The sequence below is a fragment of the Leifsonia sp. Root112D2 genome, from assembly GCF_001424905.1.
GTDB lineage: Bacteria > Actinomycetota > Actinomycetes > Actinomycetales > Microbacteriaceae > Root112D2.
This window is the reverse complement of record NZ_LMCU01000001.1, coordinates 758,360-779,758: the sequence shown is the minus strand read 5'-3', so window position 1 is coordinate 779,758 and position 21,399 is coordinate 758,360. Positions and strand designations below refer to the sequence as shown.

Annotated in this window: 18 protein-coding genes; 4 read left to right on the top strand and 14 right to left on the bottom strand. The window is 65.2% G+C overall.

Going from position 1 to position 21,399, the window contains the following annotated elements:
- Positions 1 to 196 precede the first annotated feature (196 nt).
- From ASC63_RS03580 to ASC63_RS03530, 11 genes are read right to left on the bottom strand one after another with little or no spacing between them, the layout of a single operon-like run.
- Positions 197 to 1,612, bottom strand: coding sequence for an NAD-dependent succinate-semialdehyde dehydrogenase (locus ASC63_RS03580; protein ID WP_055809992.1), 1,416 nt, complete (start codon positions 1,610 to 1,612; stop codon positions 197 to 199).
- Between the two features lie 39 nt (positions 1,613 to 1,651).
- Entirely contained in the window at positions 1,652 to 2,674 is a 1,023-nt protein-coding gene (locus ASC63_RS03575; protein WP_055809989.1) for a fumarylacetoacetate hydrolase family protein, read from the bottom strand.
- Complete coding sequence (locus ASC63_RS03570; RefSeq protein WP_055809986.1) at positions 2,671 to 2,967, bottom strand: putative quinol monooxygenase; 297 nt, start codon at positions 2,965 to 2,967, stop codon at positions 2,671 to 2,673. Before ASC63_RS03570 ends, ASC63_RS03575 begins: the two co-directional genes overlap by 4 nt.
- On the bottom strand, positions 2,964 to 3,905 hold the full coding sequence (locus tag ASC63_RS03565; protein ID WP_055809983.1) for an amidohydrolase family protein: 942 nt from the start codon (positions 3,903 to 3,905) through the stop codon (positions 2,964 to 2,966). Before ASC63_RS03565 ends, ASC63_RS03570 begins: the two co-directional genes overlap by 4 nt.
- A 1-nt stretch (position 3,906) precedes the next feature.
- Positions 3,907 to 4,959, bottom strand: a complete 1,053-nt coding sequence (locus tag ASC63_RS03560; RefSeq protein ID WP_055809980.1) for an NAD(P)-dependent oxidoreductase — start codon at positions 4,957 to 4,959, stop codon at positions 3,907 to 3,909.
- Positions 4,956 to 6,092 carry a mandelate racemase/muconate lactonizing enzyme family protein gene (locus ASC63_RS03555; RefSeq protein WP_055809977.1) on the bottom strand — a complete coding sequence of 379 codons (1,137 nt, stop codon included), beginning with the start codon at positions 6,090 to 6,092 and terminating at the stop codon, positions 4,956 to 4,958. The genes ASC63_RS03560 and ASC63_RS03555 overlap by 4 nt, the downstream gene beginning before the upstream one ends.
- A gap of 8 nt (positions 6,093 to 6,100) precedes the next feature.
- Positions 6,101 to 6,610 (bottom strand): VOC family protein, encoded by a 510-nt coding sequence (locus ASC63_RS03550; protein ID WP_055809973.1) that lies wholly within the window; start codon positions 6,608 to 6,610, stop codon positions 6,101 to 6,103.
- Complete coding sequence (locus ASC63_RS03545) at positions 6,607 to 7,821, bottom strand: Gfo/Idh/MocA family protein (protein WP_055809970.1); 1,215 nt, start codon at positions 7,819 to 7,821, stop codon at positions 6,607 to 6,609. The genes ASC63_RS03550 and ASC63_RS03545 overlap by 4 nt, the downstream gene beginning before the upstream one ends.
- Before the next feature lie 59 nt (positions 7,822 to 7,880).
- Positions 7,881 to 8,933: an LLM class flavin-dependent oxidoreductase gene (locus ASC63_RS03540; protein WP_055809967.1), complete on the bottom strand. Its 1,053-nt coding sequence runs from the start codon at positions 8,931 to 8,933 to the stop codon at positions 7,881 to 7,883.
- A 10-nt stretch (positions 8,934 to 8,943) separates the two neighbouring features.
- Positions 8,944 to 10,176, bottom strand: coding sequence for an alpha,alpha-trehalase (locus ASC63_RS03535; RefSeq protein WP_235491772.1), 1,233 nt, complete (start codon positions 10,174 to 10,176; stop codon positions 8,944 to 8,946).
- A 2-nt stretch (positions 10,177 to 10,178) separates the two neighbouring features.
- Complete coding sequence (locus tag ASC63_RS03530) at positions 10,179 to 13,406, bottom strand: family 78 glycoside hydrolase catalytic domain (RefSeq protein ID WP_157487562.1); 3,228 nt, start codon at positions 13,404 to 13,406, stop codon at positions 10,179 to 10,181.
- Between the two features lie 243 nt (positions 13,407 to 13,649).
- On the opposite strand from ASC63_RS03530, the gene ASC63_RS03525 reads away from it, so the two are divergent.
- Positions 13,650 to 14,663 carry a LacI family DNA-binding transcriptional regulator gene (locus ASC63_RS03525; RefSeq protein WP_235491770.1) on the top strand — a complete coding sequence of 338 codons (1,014 nt, stop codon included), beginning with the start codon at positions 13,650 to 13,652 and terminating at the stop codon, positions 14,661 to 14,663.
- Between the two features lie 158 nt (positions 14,664 to 14,821).
- Positions 14,822 to 15,079, top strand: coding sequence for a hypothetical protein (locus ASC63_RS03520; protein WP_055809956.1), 258 nt, complete (start codon positions 14,822 to 14,824; stop codon positions 15,077 to 15,079).
- Positions 15,080 to 15,133: 54 nt separating this feature from the next.
- Here ASC63_RS03520 and ASC63_RS03515 read toward each other — a convergent pair whose 3' ends face one another.
- The 3 genes from ASC63_RS03515 to ASC63_RS03505 form a co-directional block, all read right to left on the bottom strand.
- On the bottom strand, positions 15,134 to 16,570 hold the full coding sequence (locus ASC63_RS03515) for an aldehyde dehydrogenase (NADP(+)) (protein WP_055809953.1): 1,437 nt from the start codon (positions 16,568 to 16,570) through the stop codon (positions 15,134 to 15,136).
- 7 nt (positions 16,571 to 16,577) lie between these two features.
- Positions 16,578 to 17,537 carry a 5-dehydro-4-deoxyglucarate dehydratase gene (locus ASC63_RS03510; RefSeq protein WP_055809951.1) on the bottom strand — a complete coding sequence of 320 codons (960 nt, stop codon included), beginning with the start codon at positions 17,535 to 17,537 and terminating at the stop codon, positions 16,578 to 16,580.
- A gap of 123 nt (positions 17,538 to 17,660) precedes the next feature.
- On the bottom strand, positions 17,661 to 18,551 hold the full coding sequence (locus ASC63_RS03505; protein WP_055809948.1) for a LysR family transcriptional regulator: 891 nt from the start codon (positions 18,549 to 18,551) through the stop codon (positions 17,661 to 17,663).
- Positions 18,552 to 18,830: 279 nt separating this feature from the next.
- On the opposite strand from ASC63_RS03505, the gene ASC63_RS03500 reads away from it, so the two are divergent.
- Both ASC63_RS03500 and ASC63_RS03495 read left to right on the top strand, forming a co-directional pair.
- Positions 18,831 to 19,985 carry an enolase C-terminal domain-like protein gene (locus ASC63_RS03500; protein ID WP_055809946.1) on the top strand — a complete coding sequence of 385 codons (1,155 nt, stop codon included), beginning with the start codon at positions 18,831 to 18,833 and terminating at the stop codon, positions 19,983 to 19,985.
- Between the two features lie 44 nt (positions 19,986 to 20,029).
- Positions 20,030 to 21,340, top strand: a complete 1,311-nt coding sequence (locus tag ASC63_RS03495; protein WP_055809943.1) for an ABC transporter substrate-binding protein — start codon at positions 20,030 to 20,032, stop codon at positions 21,338 to 21,340.
- The last annotated feature ends 59 nt before the right edge of the window (positions 21,341 to 21,399 follow it).

The window sequence follows — 21,399 nt, the reverse complement described above, 5'->3', positions numbered from 1 at the left end:
CCCTTCCATTTGTCGTTCGGTTGTGTCGATGTAATTGCAGATGGAATCCCAGTGGATTCCTTTCCCGAGCGGTGTGGCTCGGTGGTTCGGTGCATTCTGATACGTTTCAGAATGTACCGAGTGTGACATTGCTCCCTTCCGATGTCAATGGGAAATCGCGGCTTTCAGATCACGATTGCCCGACGGTCGGCGACCGTCAGATGTCGACGCCGATGTATTTGCTCTCGAGGAACTCGTGGATTCCGGCAAATCCGCCCTCGCGTCCCAGCCCGCTTTGCTTGTAGCCGCCGAACGGCGCGGCCGGATCGGAGATGACGCCCTTGTTGATCGCCACCATGCCCGACTCGAGAGATCGTGCCACCCGCATCGCTCGCGCGAGCTGGCCCGAGAAGACGTAGGAGATGAGCCCGAACTCAGAGGCGTTCGCCAGGGCTATCGCCTCGTCATCCGAGTCCACGGTCACCACCGGCGCCACAGGGCCGAAGATCTCCTGCGCCAGAATCGGGTTGTCGCGATCGAGCCTCAGCACGGTCGCCGGATAGAACGCCCCAGGACCGTCGGGTGTGGCGCCGCCGGTGAGCAGCTGTGCACCGGCGGCGACGGATGCGTCCACAAGCTCCGCGATCTTGTCCCGCTCGCCCATCGACACGCTGGCACCCAGGCCCGCACCCTCCGTCAGTCCGGGCGCCATGAGTAGCGCCGACATCCTCTCGCTCAGGCGTTCGGAGAACTCCGCGGCGATCGGCCGTGAGACGTAGAACCGGTTGGCGGCGGTGCAGGCCGCACCGCCGTTGCGAAGCTTCGCCACCATCGCCCCGTCGACGGCCTCGTCGAGATCGGCATCGTCGAGCACGATGAACGGTGCATTGCCGCCGAGCTCCATCGACGTGCGGATGACCCTGTCGGAAGCCTGCTTCAGCAGCAGTCTGCCGACCTCGGTGGAGCCGGTGAAGGAGAGGTTGCGCACCCGGGAGTCGCGCAGCATCCGGGACACCGCCGGCCCCGCCGGCGACGGCGTCACTATCGTGACAACCCCATCGGGGACACCGGCTCGCGCGAGCAGATCGACGATGGCGAGCGCCGTCAGCGGCGTCTCCATCGCCGGCTTCAGGATGACCGTGCAGCCGGCCGCGATCGCCGGGCCGATCTTGCGGGTGGCCATCGCCGCCGGAAAATTCCAGGGTGTGATGAGCAGGGAAACCCCGACGGGCTCGTGCGTGACGACGATGGTCTTGTCGCCGTTGGGCGCCAGCCGGAAGTCGCCTGCGACTCGCACAGCCTCCTCGGAGAACCAGCGGAAGAACTCCGCCGCGTAGGCCACTTCGGCGCGCGCGTCGGCCAGGATCTTGCCGTTCTCGCGTGAGACCAGGCGCGCGAACTGCTCGCTTTCGGCGGTCATCAGCTCATATGCCTTGCGCAGCATCTCTCCCCGAGCGCGTGGCGACGAGGCCGCGAACGCAGGGAAGGCGGCCGCTGCGCTCTCGACGGCCGCATCGCAATCGGCCTCGCTCGAAACGGGAATCTGCTCGATGGTCGAGCCGTCGCTCGGATCGACGACGGCGTGCAGTTCGCCGGACGCCTTGTGCGCGGTGGCTGCGGTGTCGATGCTCATGATGTCTCTCTTCTTGCGTTCTCGTTCGGTGGTGGGCTCTCACTCCCAGTGTGCCTCGCGCGTCGCGACGACGCGATTGCGCAGTGTTCCGATTCCCTCGATGCTGAGCTCGACGACGTCGCCGGCCTCGAGCCATTTGCCCTGTTCGGCACCCGAACCGTCACCGACGGTGCCCGAGCCGAAGACCTCGCCGGCCCGCACCCGTTCGTCGCGGGAGGCATAGGCGATCATCTGCTCGAAGCGCCAGTGCATGTCGGAGGTCGATCCGCTGGTCCACTGCTCGCCGTTGATGTGCGCGGCCATGTCGAGGGCGTATGGATCGCCCAGTTCATCCGCTGTCACGACCACGGGGCCCAGTACGTGCCCGGCGAGAAAGTCCTTGCCCTTCGCGGGGCCGAGGCCCACGGTCATCTCGGCCGATTGAATCTCCCGGGCCGAGAAGTCGTTGTACACGGTGTAACCGAAGATGTGCGCACGGGCATCCTCTTCGGCGATGTCGACCCCGGCACGCCCCACGATCGCGGCGAACTCGAACTCGAGATCCAGCCGATCGGCATACGACGGAATGGCCACGGTCTGGCCGTGGGCGCCGATGGCAGAGGGATTGCCCTTGTAATAGACCGGCCGGCGATACCACTCCTCCGGAATCTCCCGTCCGAGCGTGGGGAAGACGTTCACGAGGTGCTTCTCGAATGCCATGAAATCGCGCAGCAGGGGCGGGTTCATGATGGCGGGCAGATGCGTGACCTCGTTCGCGGCGTAGCGGATGCGTGCTCCGCCGGCATCGCTCTCCCAGCCGCGCTCGAGCGTCGCCGCCACGGCCTGGTCTGCCAGGTCGCGCGAACGGGCGCCACCCTCGATGAGACCGAGCAGGGAAGCCGGCACCAGGGCATCCGCTATGCGATGCACGCCCTCGGCCGTTATCGCCTCGGAGGCGAGCAGCGCGCGTGTCGCGGCGGTCAGATCGATGAGCTCGCCGCCGTCGGCATCGCCCGAGACGAGCGCGCCCAGATGGGCGCTGCGACCCTGGTCGCCGGCTGTCTCGAAGGAGACGAGTCTCATCCGATGACCTGGCGGTACAGCTCACGCTCCCGCTTCTCGAGCACGGGCACGATGATCGACTCGATGAACTCCTTGAAGTGCGGTGTCTCGCGGTGCGCTGCGACGGCATCCTCGTCGGTGTACACCTCGTAGAGGCAGTAGAGGTTCTCGTTGTCCGGGTCGACGTTCGCGTTGTAGATCAGGCAGGCCGGTTCATCGGCCTTCACGCGTTCTGCCATGGCGCGCAGGGCGTCTTCCACCCGTGCCGCGTTTCCGGGGACGACGTGGTAACGGGCGATCAGGGCTGAGGTCATGGTTCTGTCACTTTCCTGTTGGGGGTTGTTGCGGTCGGGTCTGTGCTCGTGTTTGTGGCCGTGTCTGTGGTGGGGGGCCGCGTGGCCAGCCGGGGTTGCGCGATGAGCGCAGCGAGATTGCCGCCCAGGATGCCGGTGAGCTGGTCTGGCTCGAGAAAGTCTGCGTGCGAGCGCACAACCTCGATCGACTGCCGGTAGCTGAGCTGGTCGCGCGAGGCGGGAAAATCGCTGCCCCAGTACAACCGTTCTGCTCCGAAACCGTCGACGATCGAACGGAAGATCGCCTGCGATTCCGGGTAGGGAAAGTCCCAGTTCCTGCTCGCGTTGTAGTTGAAGCCGGAGGCCTTCACGCCGATGTTCGGCATCGCGGCGAGCGCGAGCAGCCCGTCGAGTTCAGCGCTCGACGACGGTTGCCCCAGGTGGTGGATCAGGATCGGCAGGGTGGGGTTCGCCGCCGCGACGGATCGGAGATCGTCGAACCAGGGTGCCGAGACGGCCAGCGACGCGATGAGGCCGGCATCGGCGGCCGCCCGGAAGAACTCGCCGGCATCATCGCTGCGAAACCACCCGTCGTTCTGCGCGCTCACGTAGTGGGTGAAGGCGATGGCGTTGCTGCGCTCGACGGAGGCCATGAGCCGGCCGGCGGCACCCGAGCTGTGGTGCTCGGGGCGCCAGACGCAATCGACGTCGAGCACGGCTGTGATCCGGTCCGGATGCGCCGCTGCGAATCGCGCGACGTACTCGTTGTTGTCGTCGTTGCCGAATCCGTCACCTCCGCGCCCGCCGCCGATACGGGCGCACACGACGGCCGCGCGTTCGACGCCGTGCGTATCCATCTCGTAGAGCAGGGCCTCGATGCTTCCCCGGCTTTCCGCATCCGGCACAGCGGTGTCATACGGCCAGCGGCTCCAGGCGTGGCAGTGCGAGTCGAAGAGCATCTCAGCTGCCTCCCCGGCCCGCTACGACCCGATCGGTGATCTGCGCGCGCGGTTCCAGACCGGAGGCGAAACGCAGCAACTCATCGACCATGAGGGCGAAGAAGCGGGGCTGCGCCTCGGCGGTGACTCCGGCTATATGCGGCGAGAGGAATACATTCGACATACCGCGCAGGGGCGAGCCCACGGCAATCGGCTCGGGGTCGTGTGCGTCGAGCCCGAACCAGGCGTCGCCGCGCTCCGCGCGCGCGATGAGCGCGTCGACGTCGACGACGGTGCCGCGGGACACGTTGACGAAGACCGCGTCCTCACGCAACAGGGCCAGTTCCGCCTCACCGACCATGCCGGTGGTCTGCGCTGTCGCCGGAGCAAGGCAGACCACCACATCGCATCCCATCACCGTCGCCAGCGAGGCGAAGTCGACGCCCTGTGCGTCGGCGAGTTCACGGGGTGCGTATGGGTCGTGCGCGATGATCGGGCACTGGAAGGGAATCAGAAACTCGCGCAACCGCCATCCGATATGCCCGTAGCCGATGAGTCCGACCGTCTTGCCGGTCAGCTCGCGGCCGGGCGGGCGGGCCCGATAGTCCTGCTGGCTCATGTACTGCCCCGCGATGATCTGGCGAAAGCGGGCGTTCTGGCGCAGTCCGATCAGCATGAGGGCCAGCGCCCACTCGGCGACGGGCCACGACGAGGCGTGGGTCGTGTCCACAACGAGCACCCCGGCGGCGTGGGCGGCGGCCACGTCGATGCGGCCGGCGAATCGGTCGCCCTCGATGTCGCCGACGATCCTGAGTTTCGGTGCCGCGGCGAATACCCGCTCCGTCACACGCGGAGCTCCGTGGAACACGAGCAGAACATCTTTGTCGGCGGCGAACGCGGCGAGGCGCTGCTCGAACTCGGGCACCACCGCGATCTGGCCCCAGGTGTCGCCCGGCACATCGAAGTCGGCGATGCCGACCTCGGCTATCGCGTCGAGGCGGGCGAGGTCGACGGGGCCGAGATAGTGGTTGCGCAGCTCGGGGCTGCAGGCGATTCCCACCCTGAGTTTGGTCATCGGTACGCCACCGATCCGTCCTCGCGCAGGGCGGGTGCGATGGGGAACACTCCAACCGGGGCGCCCTCGAGCGCCGCGTCGTTCAGTGCCATGCCGAGCCCTGGAGCGTCGAAGGGGTAGAGATAGCCGTCGATCAGCGGGGTGATCTGCTCGACCATCGAACGGATGGGCTCCACATTCTGCTCCACGTGTTCCTGCACTTCCCAGTTGGGAATCGTGATGCCCAGATGCACATGAGCCATTGTCGCCACGGCTCCGGATGGCACGCAATGCGGGATCACACCCATGTGGTGCGCCTCGGCCATCGCGCAGATCTTGCGCACGTGGGTGAAGCCGCCGGCGATGCCGACATCCGGGCGGATGAAGGAGATGCCTGCGTGCTCGATGTATTCGCGGAACTCGTAGATTGTGGTGTTGCGTTCTCCCGCGGCCATGGGAACGGTCACTTTCGCCGACACCTCGCCGAAGGCTATGGCGCTGTCCGGGGGGATCGGGTCCTCGACGAAGAGGGGCCGGTATTTCGCGAGTTCGGTGATGAGAGCTATCGAATTGCCCGGCTGCATGTTTCTGTGCAGCTCGATGCCGACATCCATCCGGTCACCGACGGCGTCGCGGATGGCGGCGAAGCGCGCCACCAGGTCTGCCGTGCGCTCGGCGTGCCGCATGCCGTGGTGCTCGTGCTGGAACAGCAGAACCTTGATGGCCGTGTATCCGGCATTCTGGGCGGCGAGTGCGCCGGCCACGACCTCCTCGGTCGTGCCGGTCGGCACGACCTTCATGGCGCGAACTCCGGTGCGTGAGCGGCCGCCGAGCAGCTGCCACACCGGCTCCTCAAAGCGCTTGCCGCGCAGGTCCCACAGGGCCTGGTCTATCGCGCTGATTGCGCCGCCGAGGGTGATGCCGCGCCAGCCCAGCGCACGATACATGCGCAGCCAGTGGGCCTCGACATCCATGCCGTCGGCTCCCACCAGGTAGTCGCTGAGCGCCTTGACGACCTCGACGACGGCCAGGGGAAACGCGAAGGCTGTCGATTCGCCGATGCCGGTCAGGCCGGATTCGGTCGTGAGGCGCACGAAGACGGAGGTGTTCGAGGCGAAGGTCTCCACCTGCGCGATGCACATTGACTCGGTCATGTCAGCTCTTACGGGTAGATGTAATCGGGTGCGAAGCGCACGCTCGGCGGGTGGATGAGTTCGACGATGGTGGAGATGCCCGGCGGCTGAAAGTAGGCGAACAGCCCGTCTTCGCTTGCGCCGAATCGTGCGCTCTGCAGCGGCACGAAGCCGCGCTCGAAGACGTTTGCGCTCGCGGCGGCGTGATCCTCGACGACCACCCCGATGTGGTTGGGGCCTTCGCCGATCGATTCGAGCTGGTCGGCGAAGATACTGGGGCCCTCGAGTGGTTCGACGAGTTCGAACTGAACCTCGCCGCTCCACGCCAGCGCGTGCCGGATGCCGAAGGGCACCGACTCGCCGTGATACACGGTGTCGTGCAACTGCGGGGGACGCATCGTGAACACGCTCCAGGGGCCGATGCCGAGTTCATCCGCCCACTGACGCACGGCGGCGTCGAGATCGCGCACGACGAAGGCGGTCTGGTGAAAGCGCAGGGGCTGCCCAAGCGAGAGTGGACCTGTCGGCAACGCGGTCATCGTGAACTCGCCGCCAGCGTCGCATCGATGGAGTCCTGATAGGCGTGCACCGTGCCATCGAGCACCTCGTCGACCGTGACTTCGCGCCCGCTCACGCCCGATTCCAAGACAGCGAGCACCACCGCGAGGGCGCGAATGCCGCCTGTTCCATCGACCTCCGGTTGACGAGATGACAGCACAGCATCGGCGAAGTCGTCGATCTCCACGGCGAGGTAGCCGGAGTCGACGACCGACCAGGATGCGCCCTTGCCGCCGGTTCCGTCCGGGCCGAGAACCGCGACGGTCGCCGGCGAGAGCTGCAGGTGATCGCCGACGGCCTCGACGAGTTCCGGCCCGCTGAGCACCCGGTCTCCCAGCGTGACGACGACGTCGCCGTCGGTGCGGTCGGGCGGGATCGACATCGAGCCCTCGGTGCCGTGCACGGTGCGCTCGCTGAAGCGGGTGCCGGGGCCGGAAGGCAGATACGCGAGCTGCACATCGACATCCGAACGCGTGCGCATCGAGGCGATGATCGAGTCTTCGCCATCCGGCACTATCGCATCGCTGCCGTCAGCCGGGTAGCGCAGCGGCTCTGCAATGATGCCCCGCCCCCACACCCGCTCGACAGGACCGAGCAGATACTCGATGATGTCCGCATAGTGGATGGCCATGTCGAGCCCTATCGCGCCGCTCGCCTTCATGTGACGCCACTTGCTGATGATGACTGTGCTGTCGCCCCCGATGCGCACCTCGCGCATGAGATGAACGGTGCCGAGAAGTCCGGCATCGAGCACGGCGCGGGCGAGACGGTTCGCGCCGCCGCGCCGATAGTTCTCGCCGGTTGCCAGGATGGTGCCCGTGCGCTCGGCAGCATCGATCATCGCCCTGGCGGTGCGGATCGTGAGCGCCAGCGGCTTCTCACACAGAACGTGGCGCCCGGCCTCCATCGCCGCAATCGCAATGGAATGGTGGGTTCGGGGGTCGGTGACGATGTCGACGGCTTCGACCGCCGGATCGCGGAGCAGCTCCGCCAACTCGGTGTACACCGCTGGCCGCCTGCCGAGCAGCTGCTCCGCCTCGTCAGCTGCGCGCTCCGCCACTCCCCGGTCGAGATCGAGAATCGCTACAACGTCGGCCTTCGCTATTCCGGCCGCGTGGAGCGCCGCGTACCCGTGAATGTGACGAGTGCCCATGAAGCCCGCTCCCACCAGAGCGATGCCAAGCTTTCGCACCGTCGCCTCCTCGCGAATATCGATGATGCAGTCATGCTATCTGAAACGTTTCGATTCCTCTACGCGCGATCCAGCATCGGCCGGATATCCTCGGCCAGGGATCGTAGCGAGTTGCCCAGCGGCCAATCCATGAACCAGCACACGACCTCATCGACGCCGAGCTCACGATAGGCGGCGAGCTTCGCCGCCACCTCATCCCGGGTGCCGATGATGAAGTTGTCGAAACAGGCGGTCCTGAACGTGTCCGGATCGTCGATGGCCGTTCCGTTCGGGAACATGTCCGAGGTCGCAAAGCCGAGGGGCGCCTTCTCGCGCAGCGCGGCCCAGCGCAGCATCCATTCGTCCCATTCAGAGGCGTCGTCGAGCACGAGCACCTGGGTCTCGAGGCTGCGGCGCAGCGCTCGGGGGTCCCGTCCGATGGCAACGCACGCCGCGTCGATGCGCGCGGCCTGTGAGGCATAGTCGCTCAGCGATGCGGGCAGCGCGTTCCACCCGTCCGCGCTCGCAGCGATCAGTTCGACGACCGACTCGCTGAGGGGGCCGCCGAGCCAGATCGGAATGTCGTGGGTGGGCACCGGAGTGCTCAACGCGCCGCGCAGCTGGTAGAACTCGCCATCGTGGTCGACGGGCCGGCCGGTCCACAGCTCGCGAATCACCCCGGTCGCCTCGGCCAGTCTCGCGATCCGTCGGTCGACATCCGGTTGCCAGTCAAAGCCGTAGCTCGTGTGCTCCCGCTCGCGCATCCCGTGGGAGACGAACAGCTCGAAGCGGCCGTTCGATATCACGTCGACGGTCGCCGCCATCTTCGCAATGAGCGGCGCGGCGCGAAAGCCGATCCCGAGGTGATTGTTCACCAGCCGGATGCGTGTCGTTGCGCCCGCTGAGGCCGCGAGCGTCGTCCAGCTCTCCAGGAACTCGCCATCGCGCCCGTGAAAGAGATGGTCGGAGAACCATGCGGAATCGTAACCGAGTGCCTCGGCCGAACGAATGGCCTCGAGCGTCTGCGGCCAGTCGAGCCGCTCGACGCTGGGTGTGCGAAGGTTCGGAATGCCGGGGGCGGCGAACATCGGAACGGCGAGCCCCAGCTGGATCGGACGATCAGATACGGTCATGGGGAAACACTCATTTGTGCACCGTGGTGAGCAACTCGTCGATTCCGACGCCCTGTGCAAGCTTGCGCCCGAGCAGCACAACGGTGGAACTCGTCCAGCCGTGCAGTGTGATGGTGCCGTAACGGCTATTGGGCAGCACGAGCGAACCATCCACGACGTTGTATTTCTCGTACGTCTCGCCGGTGACGTCGTAGTTGCGCTGGATGGTGGCAAGGATACGTTCGGCGATCCGGTCCGATTCGCTCGAGAAGCCGTATCGATCGAGCGCCCAGCACGCGGTGATGTGCAGCGGCGGCCAGCCGGCGGGATACGTCCATTGGAGGTCGGCATACTCGAGCTCGAACAACCCGGGGGAGGGCAACGACTCCTCGGTGCATGCGAGGCCGTGCTCACGCAGCAGCAGGTCGAGCCCTTCGACCATCCGCCGAGCCTGCTCGGGGGTCGCAACGCCCGCGAGCATCGCCCAATATGACGTCGCGCCCAGAACAGAGACGTGCTCACCCGTCACGAAGTTGTAGTCGAGAAAGTGGCCGCGCTTCTCGCTCCAGCAATACTGCCGGATGCGCTCCGACCGCTCGGCGGCATCCGCCAGCCAGGCGGCTCGCTCGCCACCGCGACCCAGCCGGTCGGCCAGCTCGGCGAGAACTCGCGCATACATCACGAGCGCCGCGTTGGTCATGACCGGGTTGGTCGCGGTGATGTCGCCGTCGAACTGGGTCGTCCAGTCCAGGCCGGTCTCCGCCTCGGCGGCGAGCCTCGGGTCGAGCGTGGGGTCGCCGAGATCACGGTTGGTCACGAGGCCCGTCGGGGTGGCGTGGTGATCCGCCAGCCAGTACCCCGTGTACTCGCGCACGAGCAGGGGATATGAGCGCACAAGCAGATCGTCGTCCCCCGTCGCGTCGATGTAGCGCAGGATGCTGTCCGGAAACAGCGGGACCTGTGATCGTGTGGCGAGTGGAACCTCATTGCCATTCGGCATGTAGCCGAATCGCTCGATCATGGCGAGATAGTTCTCGATGTGGCCCCTGACGAGATCGAAGCGGCCGTGAACCATGAGGGCGAGATTCGTGAAGTAGGTGTCCCAGTTGAACATCGTCGTGTACCAGTCGGGCGAGGTCGGGGCCGCGCCAGCGACGTAGGGAAACGGCAGGTCTATCGACTGCACCGATTGCCGTCGAGGATCGCTCGCGGTGACGACGTCGCTGTCCCAGCGACGGCGAATTATCTCGTCGAGTTCTCTCATCATCACCATGTTCGTGGGGCGCTCGTCCACCCGATCCGGCCGAGGCGGAACGAGAATCGGCGCGGCGCGGGAGGCAGTGGCACGGGTGGTCCGAGCGCGGTATCGAGTTCGTCCGTCCAGCGGATGCCGACGCTCACCTCGGTCACGGCGGATCGCCCCGGCCAGTCGGCCAGTTCGACCGCCACGCGATTCCACGCGATGGGGAGCGGCCGCGCTATCGCCTCGCGATACTCGCCGTCCACGCTCGTGAGTCGCATCACGATGCGCACCGCGCGACCGACGATTTCCGAATTATCGGTGTCGAAGCTCGCGAAGGCGAACGATGCCGCGCTGAGGTCGAGCACGCCGTGATGGTCGGGGTCAGGCTCGAGAACGAGCCACTGCGTCGTATCCGGTGCGAAGTCAGGGATGCTGACATCGAGCGTCGGTGCGGGGATGGGCTCGTGAAAGACAGGAGCGCAGATGACGTCGGTGTCGGCCACGGAGACGGTGATCTCGCTGTTGCGCGGAATCCAGTGGCTGGTGTTTCCGTCAGAAAGCCACACCTCCCCGACGTCCACTCGCTTCGCGGGTGGTCGAGTGGGAGCGGCTGCCGCGTCGGGCTCGCGGTGGTGGACAGTGAGGACATGCCGCCCGGATTCCACCGCGACGAACCGTCGGCCGGAGGCATCCGTGTGGGTCTCAGCGTGAAGGCCATCGAGTACGGCGTCGTTGGATCCGGGGCAGCTCAGCTCGGCGATGCTGCCCACCGGCACGGTGAGCTCGGCGCGGTAGACGCCATCGGCCAGGCGCCAGGATGCGGCGATCGTGCCGCGAGCGGTCTCTCTGCTGAACTCCGTGCTCGTCACCGCCGACAGCAGCCTTGGATCGAGGGCGAATCGCCGGAAGCCCGGCTCGAGTATGCGAAGACCTGCAACGTCCCGCCACACCCACGCGGCGAACGGCCCGCCGAGGCCGATGTGGTCGAGCGAGGCGACGCCGACGTTCTCGTCGTCGATCCACCAGGTCTCCCAGAACGTTCCGGGGCCGTCGACGAGCATGGCGCCGATTCCGGGCTGCTCGCGTTGTCGCACCGCGGCAAGCAGGCTCGAGCCGCCATCCGCGTCCGCGAGGGCTCGGACGACGGCCTTCGTCGCGGAGAATCCGCTCGCGAGCCGGTCTCCCCGTTCGTGCACCGCCGCACCCAGGCGAGCGCGCAGTCTCTCGACGTCGCCCGTGTCGGCGAGACCTGAGACGAGCGCTACCGCGCTCGATCCCTGGGAGTCGTTACCCCAGATACCTTCAACGGGGTCGCGCAACTGTTCTCTCGCTGCCGCGACGACAGCATCCGCCTGCGAGCGGCGCTCTGCAGCCGCATCCGCGTTGCCGAGCGCCTGCTCGAGGTCGGCCAGGGCGCGCAGGGAGACGACGACAGTCCCGGTCTGGAGAATGACCGGCGGCGTCTGCTCGAGGGCGAGCCAGTCGGCGCCGAAGCTGATGGCGGCGTTTCTGACCACCCCGTCGACGAGCGTGGAGAGTTGCCAGTCGGCCCAGCGTCGCATCGTCGGCAGCAGCGGTTCGATCGGCCAGGTCTCCCCGGTGTTCTGCCAGAGCTGCCAGGGAATCTCCGTGATGGCCGATCCCCAGACCGGATCGGCGGGTTGCCGCCCCAGGGCGCCCTGCAGTTGGGGCGAGATGCCCGGTATGTCACCGTCGTCGCCGGCATCGAGCGCAACATCGGCAAGCCAGTTGCGGTAGACGCCCGCCATGTCGAGGTGGGCGAGCGCGGCCTCTGCCGAGACCGAGGCATCCCCCGTCCACCCGCCCTGCTCGCGCGTCGGGCAGTCCTCCGGAAGGCCGTGAGTGTTGTTGAGCTGGGTGCGCACGGCGTAATCGACGAGCCGGTCCAGCTCGGCGACGCTCGTGGTCAGCGTGCCCACCCGATCGACGTCGGAATGCAGAACGCGGGCAGATACCGTCACTGTTGCTGTTGTCGGTGGTGTCACCGTCGAGCGATCATCGAGCCCGGCGACCTCGACGTAGCGAAAGCCGTGAACCGCGAACCAGGGGCTCGCGACGAGGTGCCCGCGGTCGCAGACGACGGCGAACACCTGCCGCTCCCGCTCGCTGTCGTCGGGCAGCCTGATGTTGCTTGTGTCCACCCGGCCGTCTGCCGTGAGCTTCTCGCCCTGAATCGAGGTGATGCGCTGCCCCACTGAGACGCCGTCGAGCTCGAGCGCCACGCGCCCGGCCACGTTCTCGCCCAGATCGAACACGCGGATGCCGACGGCAGGCTCCCCGATCAGCGCACCGGTGACGGTTCGCACGACACGCACCGGCGGCCCGACGTTGGGAACGACGATCGAGGGCGAGGGGGGTGTGGCGTCGTGAGGAACGACGGTGACGGGAGTCTGCTGGAGACTCGACGACAGCGCGGTCGGGTCGTGCTCCTCGAGGTAGAACGGCTCATCGGTGACCAGGCTGCTCGGGGAGCTGCTCCACTCACCGGATGTGCCGACCACGCGTTCCTCCCCGTTGGCGAGCTGCACGCGCAGTTCGGCCAGCACGCGCGGCCGATCGAGCACCAGCCGGTAGTGGCCAAGCGATGCCACGATCGAGACGGCGAACGGGGCTGTCGCGGCGGCGACGAGTTCGGTCACGTCGTATGTTCGGGCGGTGGCACGAGCCAGCGACGAATCGGTGGGATCGAGTTCGTCGGGGTTGATGACGGTTTCGTTCACCGATAGTCGCGCGGGACCCCACCCGGCGATCGAGAGGCGCGCCGAGGCCACGGGGGAGTCTGCGGGGGTCACGTCAATGTGGGCCGCATGGGTCGGCGGCATGCTGATCCATTCCGCGTTCCAGTCGGCCCGGGAGTAGGCGGCGCTGTCGATGGGCACGGCCGGCGCCCACTCGGAGATCGTTCCTTTCTCGTCGCGAATGCGCACTGTCCACCAGACGCGGGTGTGCGGGGGAATCGCACCGCCGTTCCAGGCGATCCCGGTGTTTTCCGGCGAATCGACCATCCCGCTGTCCCAGAGCTCGGGATCCTCGCTCGGGTGCTCGTGCGACGAGGCCACCACCTGGTAGCCGGATTGCTCCTGGCCGTTTCTGACCAGCGGAACCACCCAGGACAGGCGTGGTCGGTCGACGCTGATGATGCTGAGCATCCGGGATCGAGGGCTCGACGGGGTGAGGCCATCTGCCCGAAGATGGACCGGCGCCGGGGAGGCTTCGGACTGATCTGCCACCTGTGTCGCCCTTTCAACGCTGAAGGCTCTGTCTAGCGGTGCGCGAGCAGAATGTCCAGACGTGCGGGTCGCATCCGTGGTGACGGCCAGTATGAGCTGAAACGTATCATATTGCGAGAAACGCCGTCAACGGTGGTGAAGGCGGGCGCCGTTATGCGGATCGTGGCTGAATCCTTACAATGAGGTGCACGTTCGCCCGTCATGCGTGGGCAGCGAATCGGGTCTGAGCGAAACGGAGCGACGGTGACGGTGAGTGTTCGTGAGGTCGCCGCTCTTGCCGGGGTCTCCGTCGGTACGGTGTCGAACGTTCTCAACCGGCCCGACAAGGTGGCCGACGCCACGGTCACGCGCGTGCGCGACGCCATCGAGCAGCTGGGATTCGTGCGCAACGACGCGGCCAGGCAGCTTCGCGCCGGTCGCAGCCGCAGCATCGGCCTGGTCGTTCTCGACGCCGCGAACCCCTTCTTCACCGACCTCGCCCGGGGCGCGGAGGCGCGCGCCCTGAAAGACGGACTGGCCGTACTGCTGGGCAACAGCGACGAGGATGCCGCGCGCGAGGCGTCCTATCTCGATCTGTTCGAGGAGCAGCGGGTCGCCGGCCTGCTGATCACCCCGGTCGGCGACGCCACGGCGCGACTGGAACGACTGCGAGAACGCGGCACGCCAACGGTGCTGGTCGACAGGCAGGCCGAGAACTCGCTCTTCTCCTCCGTGGCCGTCGACGACGTGGCGGGCGGGCATATGGCCGTCGCCCACCTGATCGAAACCGGTCGCACGCGTATCGCCTTCGTCGGAGGGCCGCACGGCATCCGTCAGGTCGCCGACCGACTGGAGGGCGCCCGGCGGGCTGTCGCGGAGCATCCGGATGTCACGCTCGAGCTGATCGAGACGGAGTCGCTCACGGTGCTGCAGGGGCGCGCCGTCGGTGAAGCGATGCGTGCCAGGGCCGAGAAGGACCGACCGGATGCGATCTTCGCTGCCAATGATCTGCTCGCCGTCGGTCTGCTGCAGGGTCTGATAATGCTGAGCGATATTCGGGTGCCGCAGGACATCGCCCTGATCGGCTACGACGACATCGCGTTCGCCTCGTCGTCGGTCGTGCCGCTATCGTCGATTCGTCAGCCGAGCGAGCTGATCGGCTCGACGGCCGTCGACCTGCTGCTGCGCGAGGCGGCCTCGGAGGGTGACTTCGCCCACGAGCACGTGGTGTTCCAGCCGGAGCTGGTCGTGCGGGCCTCGACGGCGGGCGTTCCCTAGACACCCGGTGGACGACACCAAACTGAGCATTTGGATAAGTTTGTATTGAGCATTTGGACGGATCCATACTGGGCATTTCGATGGGGCGTCAGAGAGCCGTCACCCTTCGGGGATGCACCGGGGGCCCAGGGAAAGTCCGGGCCGATCAGCGGACCGGCGTGGCGCTCGCGTGTCCCAGCGCCCGTGACGGTGTCGGTCGCCGCATCGATGACGCTGCGCGGCGCGAGAATCTCAGCGTCGTCCTCGGGAAAATACCCGATGTCGCGGCCCGGCTGCAGATCCACCCAGCCGCGTGTGTTGTCGGAACCGATCTCGCCCCACTACTGTTCCTTGCTGTGGCCGCCCAGGTGGACGATGAGGTCTACTCCGTCGCACGCGGCTCTCGCCAACTCGGCGTCGGTGAACGAGCGGACTAGCTTCTGAACGCGATGGGTGTGATGATCAGGTCCGTTATCCGCATGGCGGTTGTCTCAACCCCTCGGTAGTTGCAGGCGACCGTCGACGCGGCGCGGTATCCCCAGCCCATTCTCGTCCCGAAGGGCGATGGGCAGGTACCGCTCCGGCGCATCCTGCCAGGCGACCGGGCGTAGAAAGCGGCGAACGGCGGTGGCGCCCACGGAGGTGTGCAGGCTCGTCGTGGCGGGCCACGGTCCGCCGTGCTGCTGCGACCAGGTGACGGCCACGCCGGTCGGCCAGCCTTCGAAAAGCACCCGTCCGGCCAGCGCGGTGAGCTTGTCGACGAGGTCGGTGACGTTCTCGTCGGGCTGCGAGTGCAGCGTTGCGGTGAGAGTGCCCGTGATCGCATCGAGCGCGGCGTCGAGCTCCGCGTCGTCGGCATAGGAGACGAGCAGTGCGGCCGGACCGAAGACCTCCTCCAGGAGGGTTGCGGGGTCGCGCGAGACGGCTTGGGCGCTCGTGCGGTAGAGCGCGGGGCTTGCAGTGTCAGCGGTGACGGATGTCTGCACCAGAACGTCCACATCGGGGTGCGAGCCGAGCGTGCTGCTGCCGCTGTCGAAGGCATCCGCCATGTGCTCGGTGAGCATTCGCGCTTCGGGGCGCTCGCCGAGGGCCTGGATCACCCGTTCGTCGAAACCCGAGTGCGCCGGGTAGAAGACGACGCCGGGCTTCGTGCAGAACTGGCCGACGCCGAGAGTGAATGAGCCGACCAGGCCCTCCGCGAGAATGTGCCCGCGTTCGGTTGCGGCACGGGCGGTGATCACCACCGGATTAATGCTGCCGAGCTCGCCGTAGAAGGGAATGGGCTCGTCTCGCGCCGCGGCCAAATTGTAGAGTGCGCGGCCCCCGCTCAGCGAACCGGTGAAACCTACGGCCTTGATGGTCGGGCTTTGCACGAGATCGATTCCGGCCTGCCTTCCCTCGATCACAGAGAGCAGCCCCCGAGGGGCGCCGGCGGCGTCGAGGGCCTGGCTGGCGAGTGCCCCGACGCGGGCCGACAGTCGCGGATGCCCGGAGTGCGCCTTCACGACCACCGGGCATCCGACGGCGAGTGCCGAGGCGGTATCGCCGCCGAGCACCGAGAACGCGAAAGGAAAGTTGGAGGCGCTGAAGACGGCGACGGGGCCGATCGGTCGAAGCATGCGACGCAGATCGGGCCGCGGCGGTGTGGCCGTCGCATCCGCGTGGTCGATGACCGCCTCCAGGTAGGAGCCCTCGCGCACGACACCGGCGAACAGTCTCAGCTGGCCGGTGGTTCGGGCGACCTCGCCACCGAGCCGCGGCGCGCCGAGATGCGACTCCTCATCCGCCAGGCCCACGAGTTCACCGGCGTTGGCGTCGAGCGCATCGGCTAGTGCCTCGAGCCAGCGTGCGCGGGTCTCGTCGTCGGCAGCGGCCGCTGCTGCCGCCGCCTGTGCGGCGCCGGCTGTTGCTTCGTGGAGGGAGATCATGGCACTCCTATGCTGTCGTGGCGGATGTGAGCGTCGGGGTGGTGGCCGCCAGATGTGTCGAGCGATTCACGAGCTCTTCCAGGTCTGCAAGGTCCCTCTCGGTGAGATCCTGCAGGGGCGGCCGCACGGGTCCTCCGTTGCGGCCAGTCACGGTCAGCCCAGCCTTCACAATCGAGACGGCGTACCCTTTCATGCGATCACGGATGTTCAGGTAGGGAATCACGAAATCGTTCAGTTTTCGATAGACCGCCTCGCGATCCTGAGCGAGCACATCGTCATAGAAGCCGAGGGCGAACTCGGGAACGAAGTTGAAAATGGCCGAGGAGTATGTGCTCAGGCCGAGCTGCAACAACGGAAGCGCGAAGGTTTCGGCCGTCGGCAGGCCACCGATGTAGACGAGGCGCTCACCGACGCGCGCGTAGATGCGGGCGAGCTTCTCGATGTTGCCCATCCCGTCTTTCAGGGCGATGAAGTTCGGTCGGCGCTCGGCGAGAATGGCAACCGAGGTGTCGTTCAAGACGCCGTTCGCGCGGTTGTAGATCACGACGCCGAGATTGGTCGCCGCGCAGACGGCATCCGCGCGGGCGACAAGACCGCGTTGGCCGGCTTCGGTGAGGTAGGGCGGAAAGAGGAGCACCCCGGCGGCCCCCGCAGCCTCGGCCGCCTTGGCCTGCTCGACCGCCTGCACCATGGACCCGGTGGCCGGGGCGACGACGGGGGCGCGGTCTCCCACCTCCGACACCGCAACCCGCAGCACCGTGTCGATCTCAGACGAGCTGAGCGAGAAGCCCTCACCCGTGCCGCCGGCGGCGAACAGTCCGGCAATGTTGAACTGGGACTGCCACGCAAGGTGTTCGCGATAGCGAGCCTCGTCGAAGTCCAACGCGGCGTCGAAATGGGTGACCGGAAAGGACAGCAGGCCGCTTTTCAACTTCTCGGCAAGCTCGGTCGGGCTGAAAAGAGCCATGCAACAACATCCTTATCTGGGGCGCCCAGGTCACAGGATGTGCGGCGCGCGATCGTGTAGGTGGGGCCAGCCTAGAAACCCCGAGCGATGCGCGTCCAAGATTATTATTGGATGATTTGATACCTAGTCGGCATCAACAAGGATTTCTCCCAGAAGTGCCCGCACCTTGTGCAGCGCCGGATTTCGCGAGCCGCGCGGCCAGATCGCATGCAGTTCGACGGGCTTCGGGTTGGCTGTGTGCAGCGGGGCGAAATGCAGTCCGTCGACGCCGAGTGTGCTGGCGGATGCCGGCACCACCGCGATGCCGCGGTGTGCGGCCACGAGCAGAACCATGGTGAGCACCTGGGTCACCGTGTGCACCGTTCGCACGTGGGTCGACAGCACGGACGCCGTCAGATCGTAGAAGTACTTCGCCTTGATCGGGGAGTGCGTGATGAAATTCTCGTTGCTGAGGTCTTCGCCGGTGAGGGGGCGCGTCAGCTCGGCGAGGCGATGGGTCGTGGGCATGGCCACCACCAGTGCTTCCTGCTGAATGAGCATCGAGTCGTAGAGCTCGGCGTCGAAAGGGGGACGAGCGAAGCCCAGATCGATGGTTCCGCCGGCCAGCGCCTCGAGCTGTTCGGAGGTGACGAGTTCGCTGAGGTCGATGTTGATATCCGGCAGTCGGGCGCCGAGCAGGTTCAGCAGGGGTCCGAGTACCGCATACGTGGATGCGCCAGTGAAGCCGATCCGCACGGTTCCGGCCGCGCCCTCGGCGATGCGCTTGGCGAGGTCGGGTGCGCTGGCCGCCAGCTGGAGGAGCCGCCGGGCATCCTCAAGGAACGCGGCGCCGGCCGGGGTCAACGTGACCCTCCTCGCATCCCGCTCGAACAGCTTCACCTGGATGTCCTGCTCGAGCTTCTGAATCTGCCGACTCAGTGGCGGCTGCGTCATGTTGAGGCGCTCAGCTGCACGGCGGAAGTGCAGTTCTTCGGCGACGGCCACGAACCCGCGAAGTTGATCAAGTGAGTACACGATGCTCGGAGAATAGCAGGATCGGTGCGGGCGACCTCGTCAATTGATCCAATTTAGGTATCGAAGTATCCAAAATAAATCTTGGACGAGCATTGGTCGTCGTCTCTATGGTGAGCATACGTAGTCACGGCCGCCGATCCGATTAGACGACCTGTATCCGTGCGTCTGGACCTCTCACGTGGATGTCGGTCCTCCTCGGGTCGGTTCGCCACTGCGGTTGATCGAGGATGATATGGAAACTGCTGACGAGATAGCGATGGAGAACCTGCTGTGAGCTCGATGATTACCGATGTGACGGTCACAGAATTTGAGACTGTGTCGAAGACATTCGTTGATAGCGATGGCCACGTGCATCCCGGGCCGGCCCGAGCTGCGACGGCCGCGCTGCTCGCTATCACCGACAGTGATGGGGCGGCTGGATATTGCCTCGCTGCTCCTGGCTTCGCGGTGGAGCGCTCGCTGATCGAGCACTACGTGAAGCCAATCATCGTGGGTGAAGACCCATTTGATCGGGAAAAGCTCTGGCAGCGAATGGCTCGGGAGCAGCGAGGTGCGGTAGGGGCATTGCTCGACCGGACGCTAAGCACGGTGGAACAGGCGCTGTGGGATCTCGCGGGAAGAAAGTTGAATCTCCCCGTTTGGAAACTGCTTGGCGGAGCCCGTGACAAAGTGCCTGTCTACGCGAGCACGATGTGCGGCGATGATGTCAGAGGTGGGCTCAGTACGCCCGGCGAATACGGTGATTTTGCCGTGCAGTTGGTTGAACAGGGCTATCGGGCAATCAAGTTGCACACTTGGATGCCTCCGATCTCATTCGCGCCAGACGTGAAGATGGACGTTGCGGCATGTGCGGCGGTACGGGAAGCGGTTGGTCCCGATGTGCCCCTCATGCTTGATGCCAACCATTGGTACAGCCGAGTGGACGCCCTGTACCTTGGCAAGGCCATTCAGGATCTGGGCTTCACCTGGTATGAGGAGCCGATGGATGAGGCTTCGATGCAGTCATACAAATGGCTTGCTGACCAACTCGAAATTCCTGTCATCGGCCCGGAAACGGCATTCGGCAAATTCCATGTGCGTGCGGAATGGGCGGTGAGCGGCGCTTGTGACATTCTCCGCGCAGGCGCTTCCACCGGCGGAGGCATCGGGCCGACCATGAAGAGTGTTCATGTCGCGGAGGCTTTTGGGATGGACTGCGAAATACACGGTGGTGGATCAGGAAATCTCGCGATTCTCGGTGCCATGCTCAACGGGCGTTGGTATGAGCGTGGCTTACTGCACCCGCACTACGACTTCGACGAAGTACCTCCTCATCTGAACTCGATTATCGATCCCGTGGATCGTGACGGGAATGTGGCTATGTCGTCTCAGCCAGGACTCGGCGACGACTATGACTTCGACTACATCGACTCCCACACTGTCGCAACATGGTAGGCGACTTAACAACTTGACGTACGAACAAAAAGAAAGAGACAGCAATGAAATCAACGAAGATTATTGGAGCGCTTCTCACCGCGGTGACGGCAGCAGCCCTGCTGAGTTCCTGCGCCGCGGGATCATCATCGAACAGTAAAACCGAACTCACCTTTTGGGATGGCAATGCGATTCCGGAAAGAACGGTGGTCTGGAAGCAGATCATCTCGGACTTCGAGAAGGTCAACCCAGACATCACGGTGAAGTATGTCGGGTTGCCCCAAGACACAGGCGAGCAGAAATTCAACAATGCGATAGCGACGCATTCGGCTCCCGACCTCGGCGTGCTACCTCGAGGAAATGTGCCGAACTACTATGCCCAGAATGCGCTGGTACCGCTCGACAAGTATCTGAAGGACAGCTCTGTATCTGATCAGATCCGTACGAATTTCCTGGATACGACCCGCGGCTATGTTTCCGATGGAAAGCTGTACGCCCTTCCGACCCATTATGTTCCGGACATCCTTTGGTATCGACCGCAATTGTTCGAGGCTGCAGGTGTGACCCCGCCGGCGACATGGGACGAGTTCTACAGCGCGGCGAGTGCGTTGACAAACTCGAAGAAGGGTGAATATGGCTTCACGATGAGGGGTGGCGCTGGGGCTCCCTATCAGTTGCTTCCAGATTTGTATACGGCGTCGGGGGTCACCTCCTTTTTCAATTCTTCAGGCAAGTCGACCCTGAACGATCCGAAGAACATTGCAGCCCTTGAACGGTTTGTGTCGCTGTATGGCAAGAACACGCCCAGCGCAGATGTGACGAACGGCTATCCCGAGATGCAGGCTGAATTCCAGGGAGGAAAGGTCGCGATGATGCAGCACAATCTCGGCTCTTATCCGACACTGATTCAGACCTTTAACGATTCGCAGATCAAGGCGCTGCCGCTTCCGAAATCCAAAGACGGAGCGCCAAGTGTGATTGTGCCGTCGGCCTTCTTGCCAAGTATGGGAATCTTCAAGTCCTCGTCGCATCAAGATGCAGCGTGGAAGTTCCTAGAGTTCACGCTTCAGACCAAGAACGACAGCAAGTTGGCTGAACAGGCTGGCGGCATACCTGCGAATAAGGATGTCCAAGTTGCGGGCTGGTCACCGGCACAGCCCGCAGTGGATGTCGCGCTTAAGCTCTTCAACGATCCGAAAACCGTGTTCGTCTCGGCGCCGGTCTACCTCCCGGACTGGGCGAGCATCATGGACACCAAGATCGATCCACTTTTCCAGAAGGTCTTGCTCGGTAAAGCGAGTGCCAAAGATCTCATGAATACATGGGCAAAGTTGATCGATGACGCCCAAGCAAGCTATAAAGCCCGTCAACACTGACCACTGCTCGAGCGTGTGGCGGAAGCGAAAAGACTATGACATCGAATACTCTCAGGAAG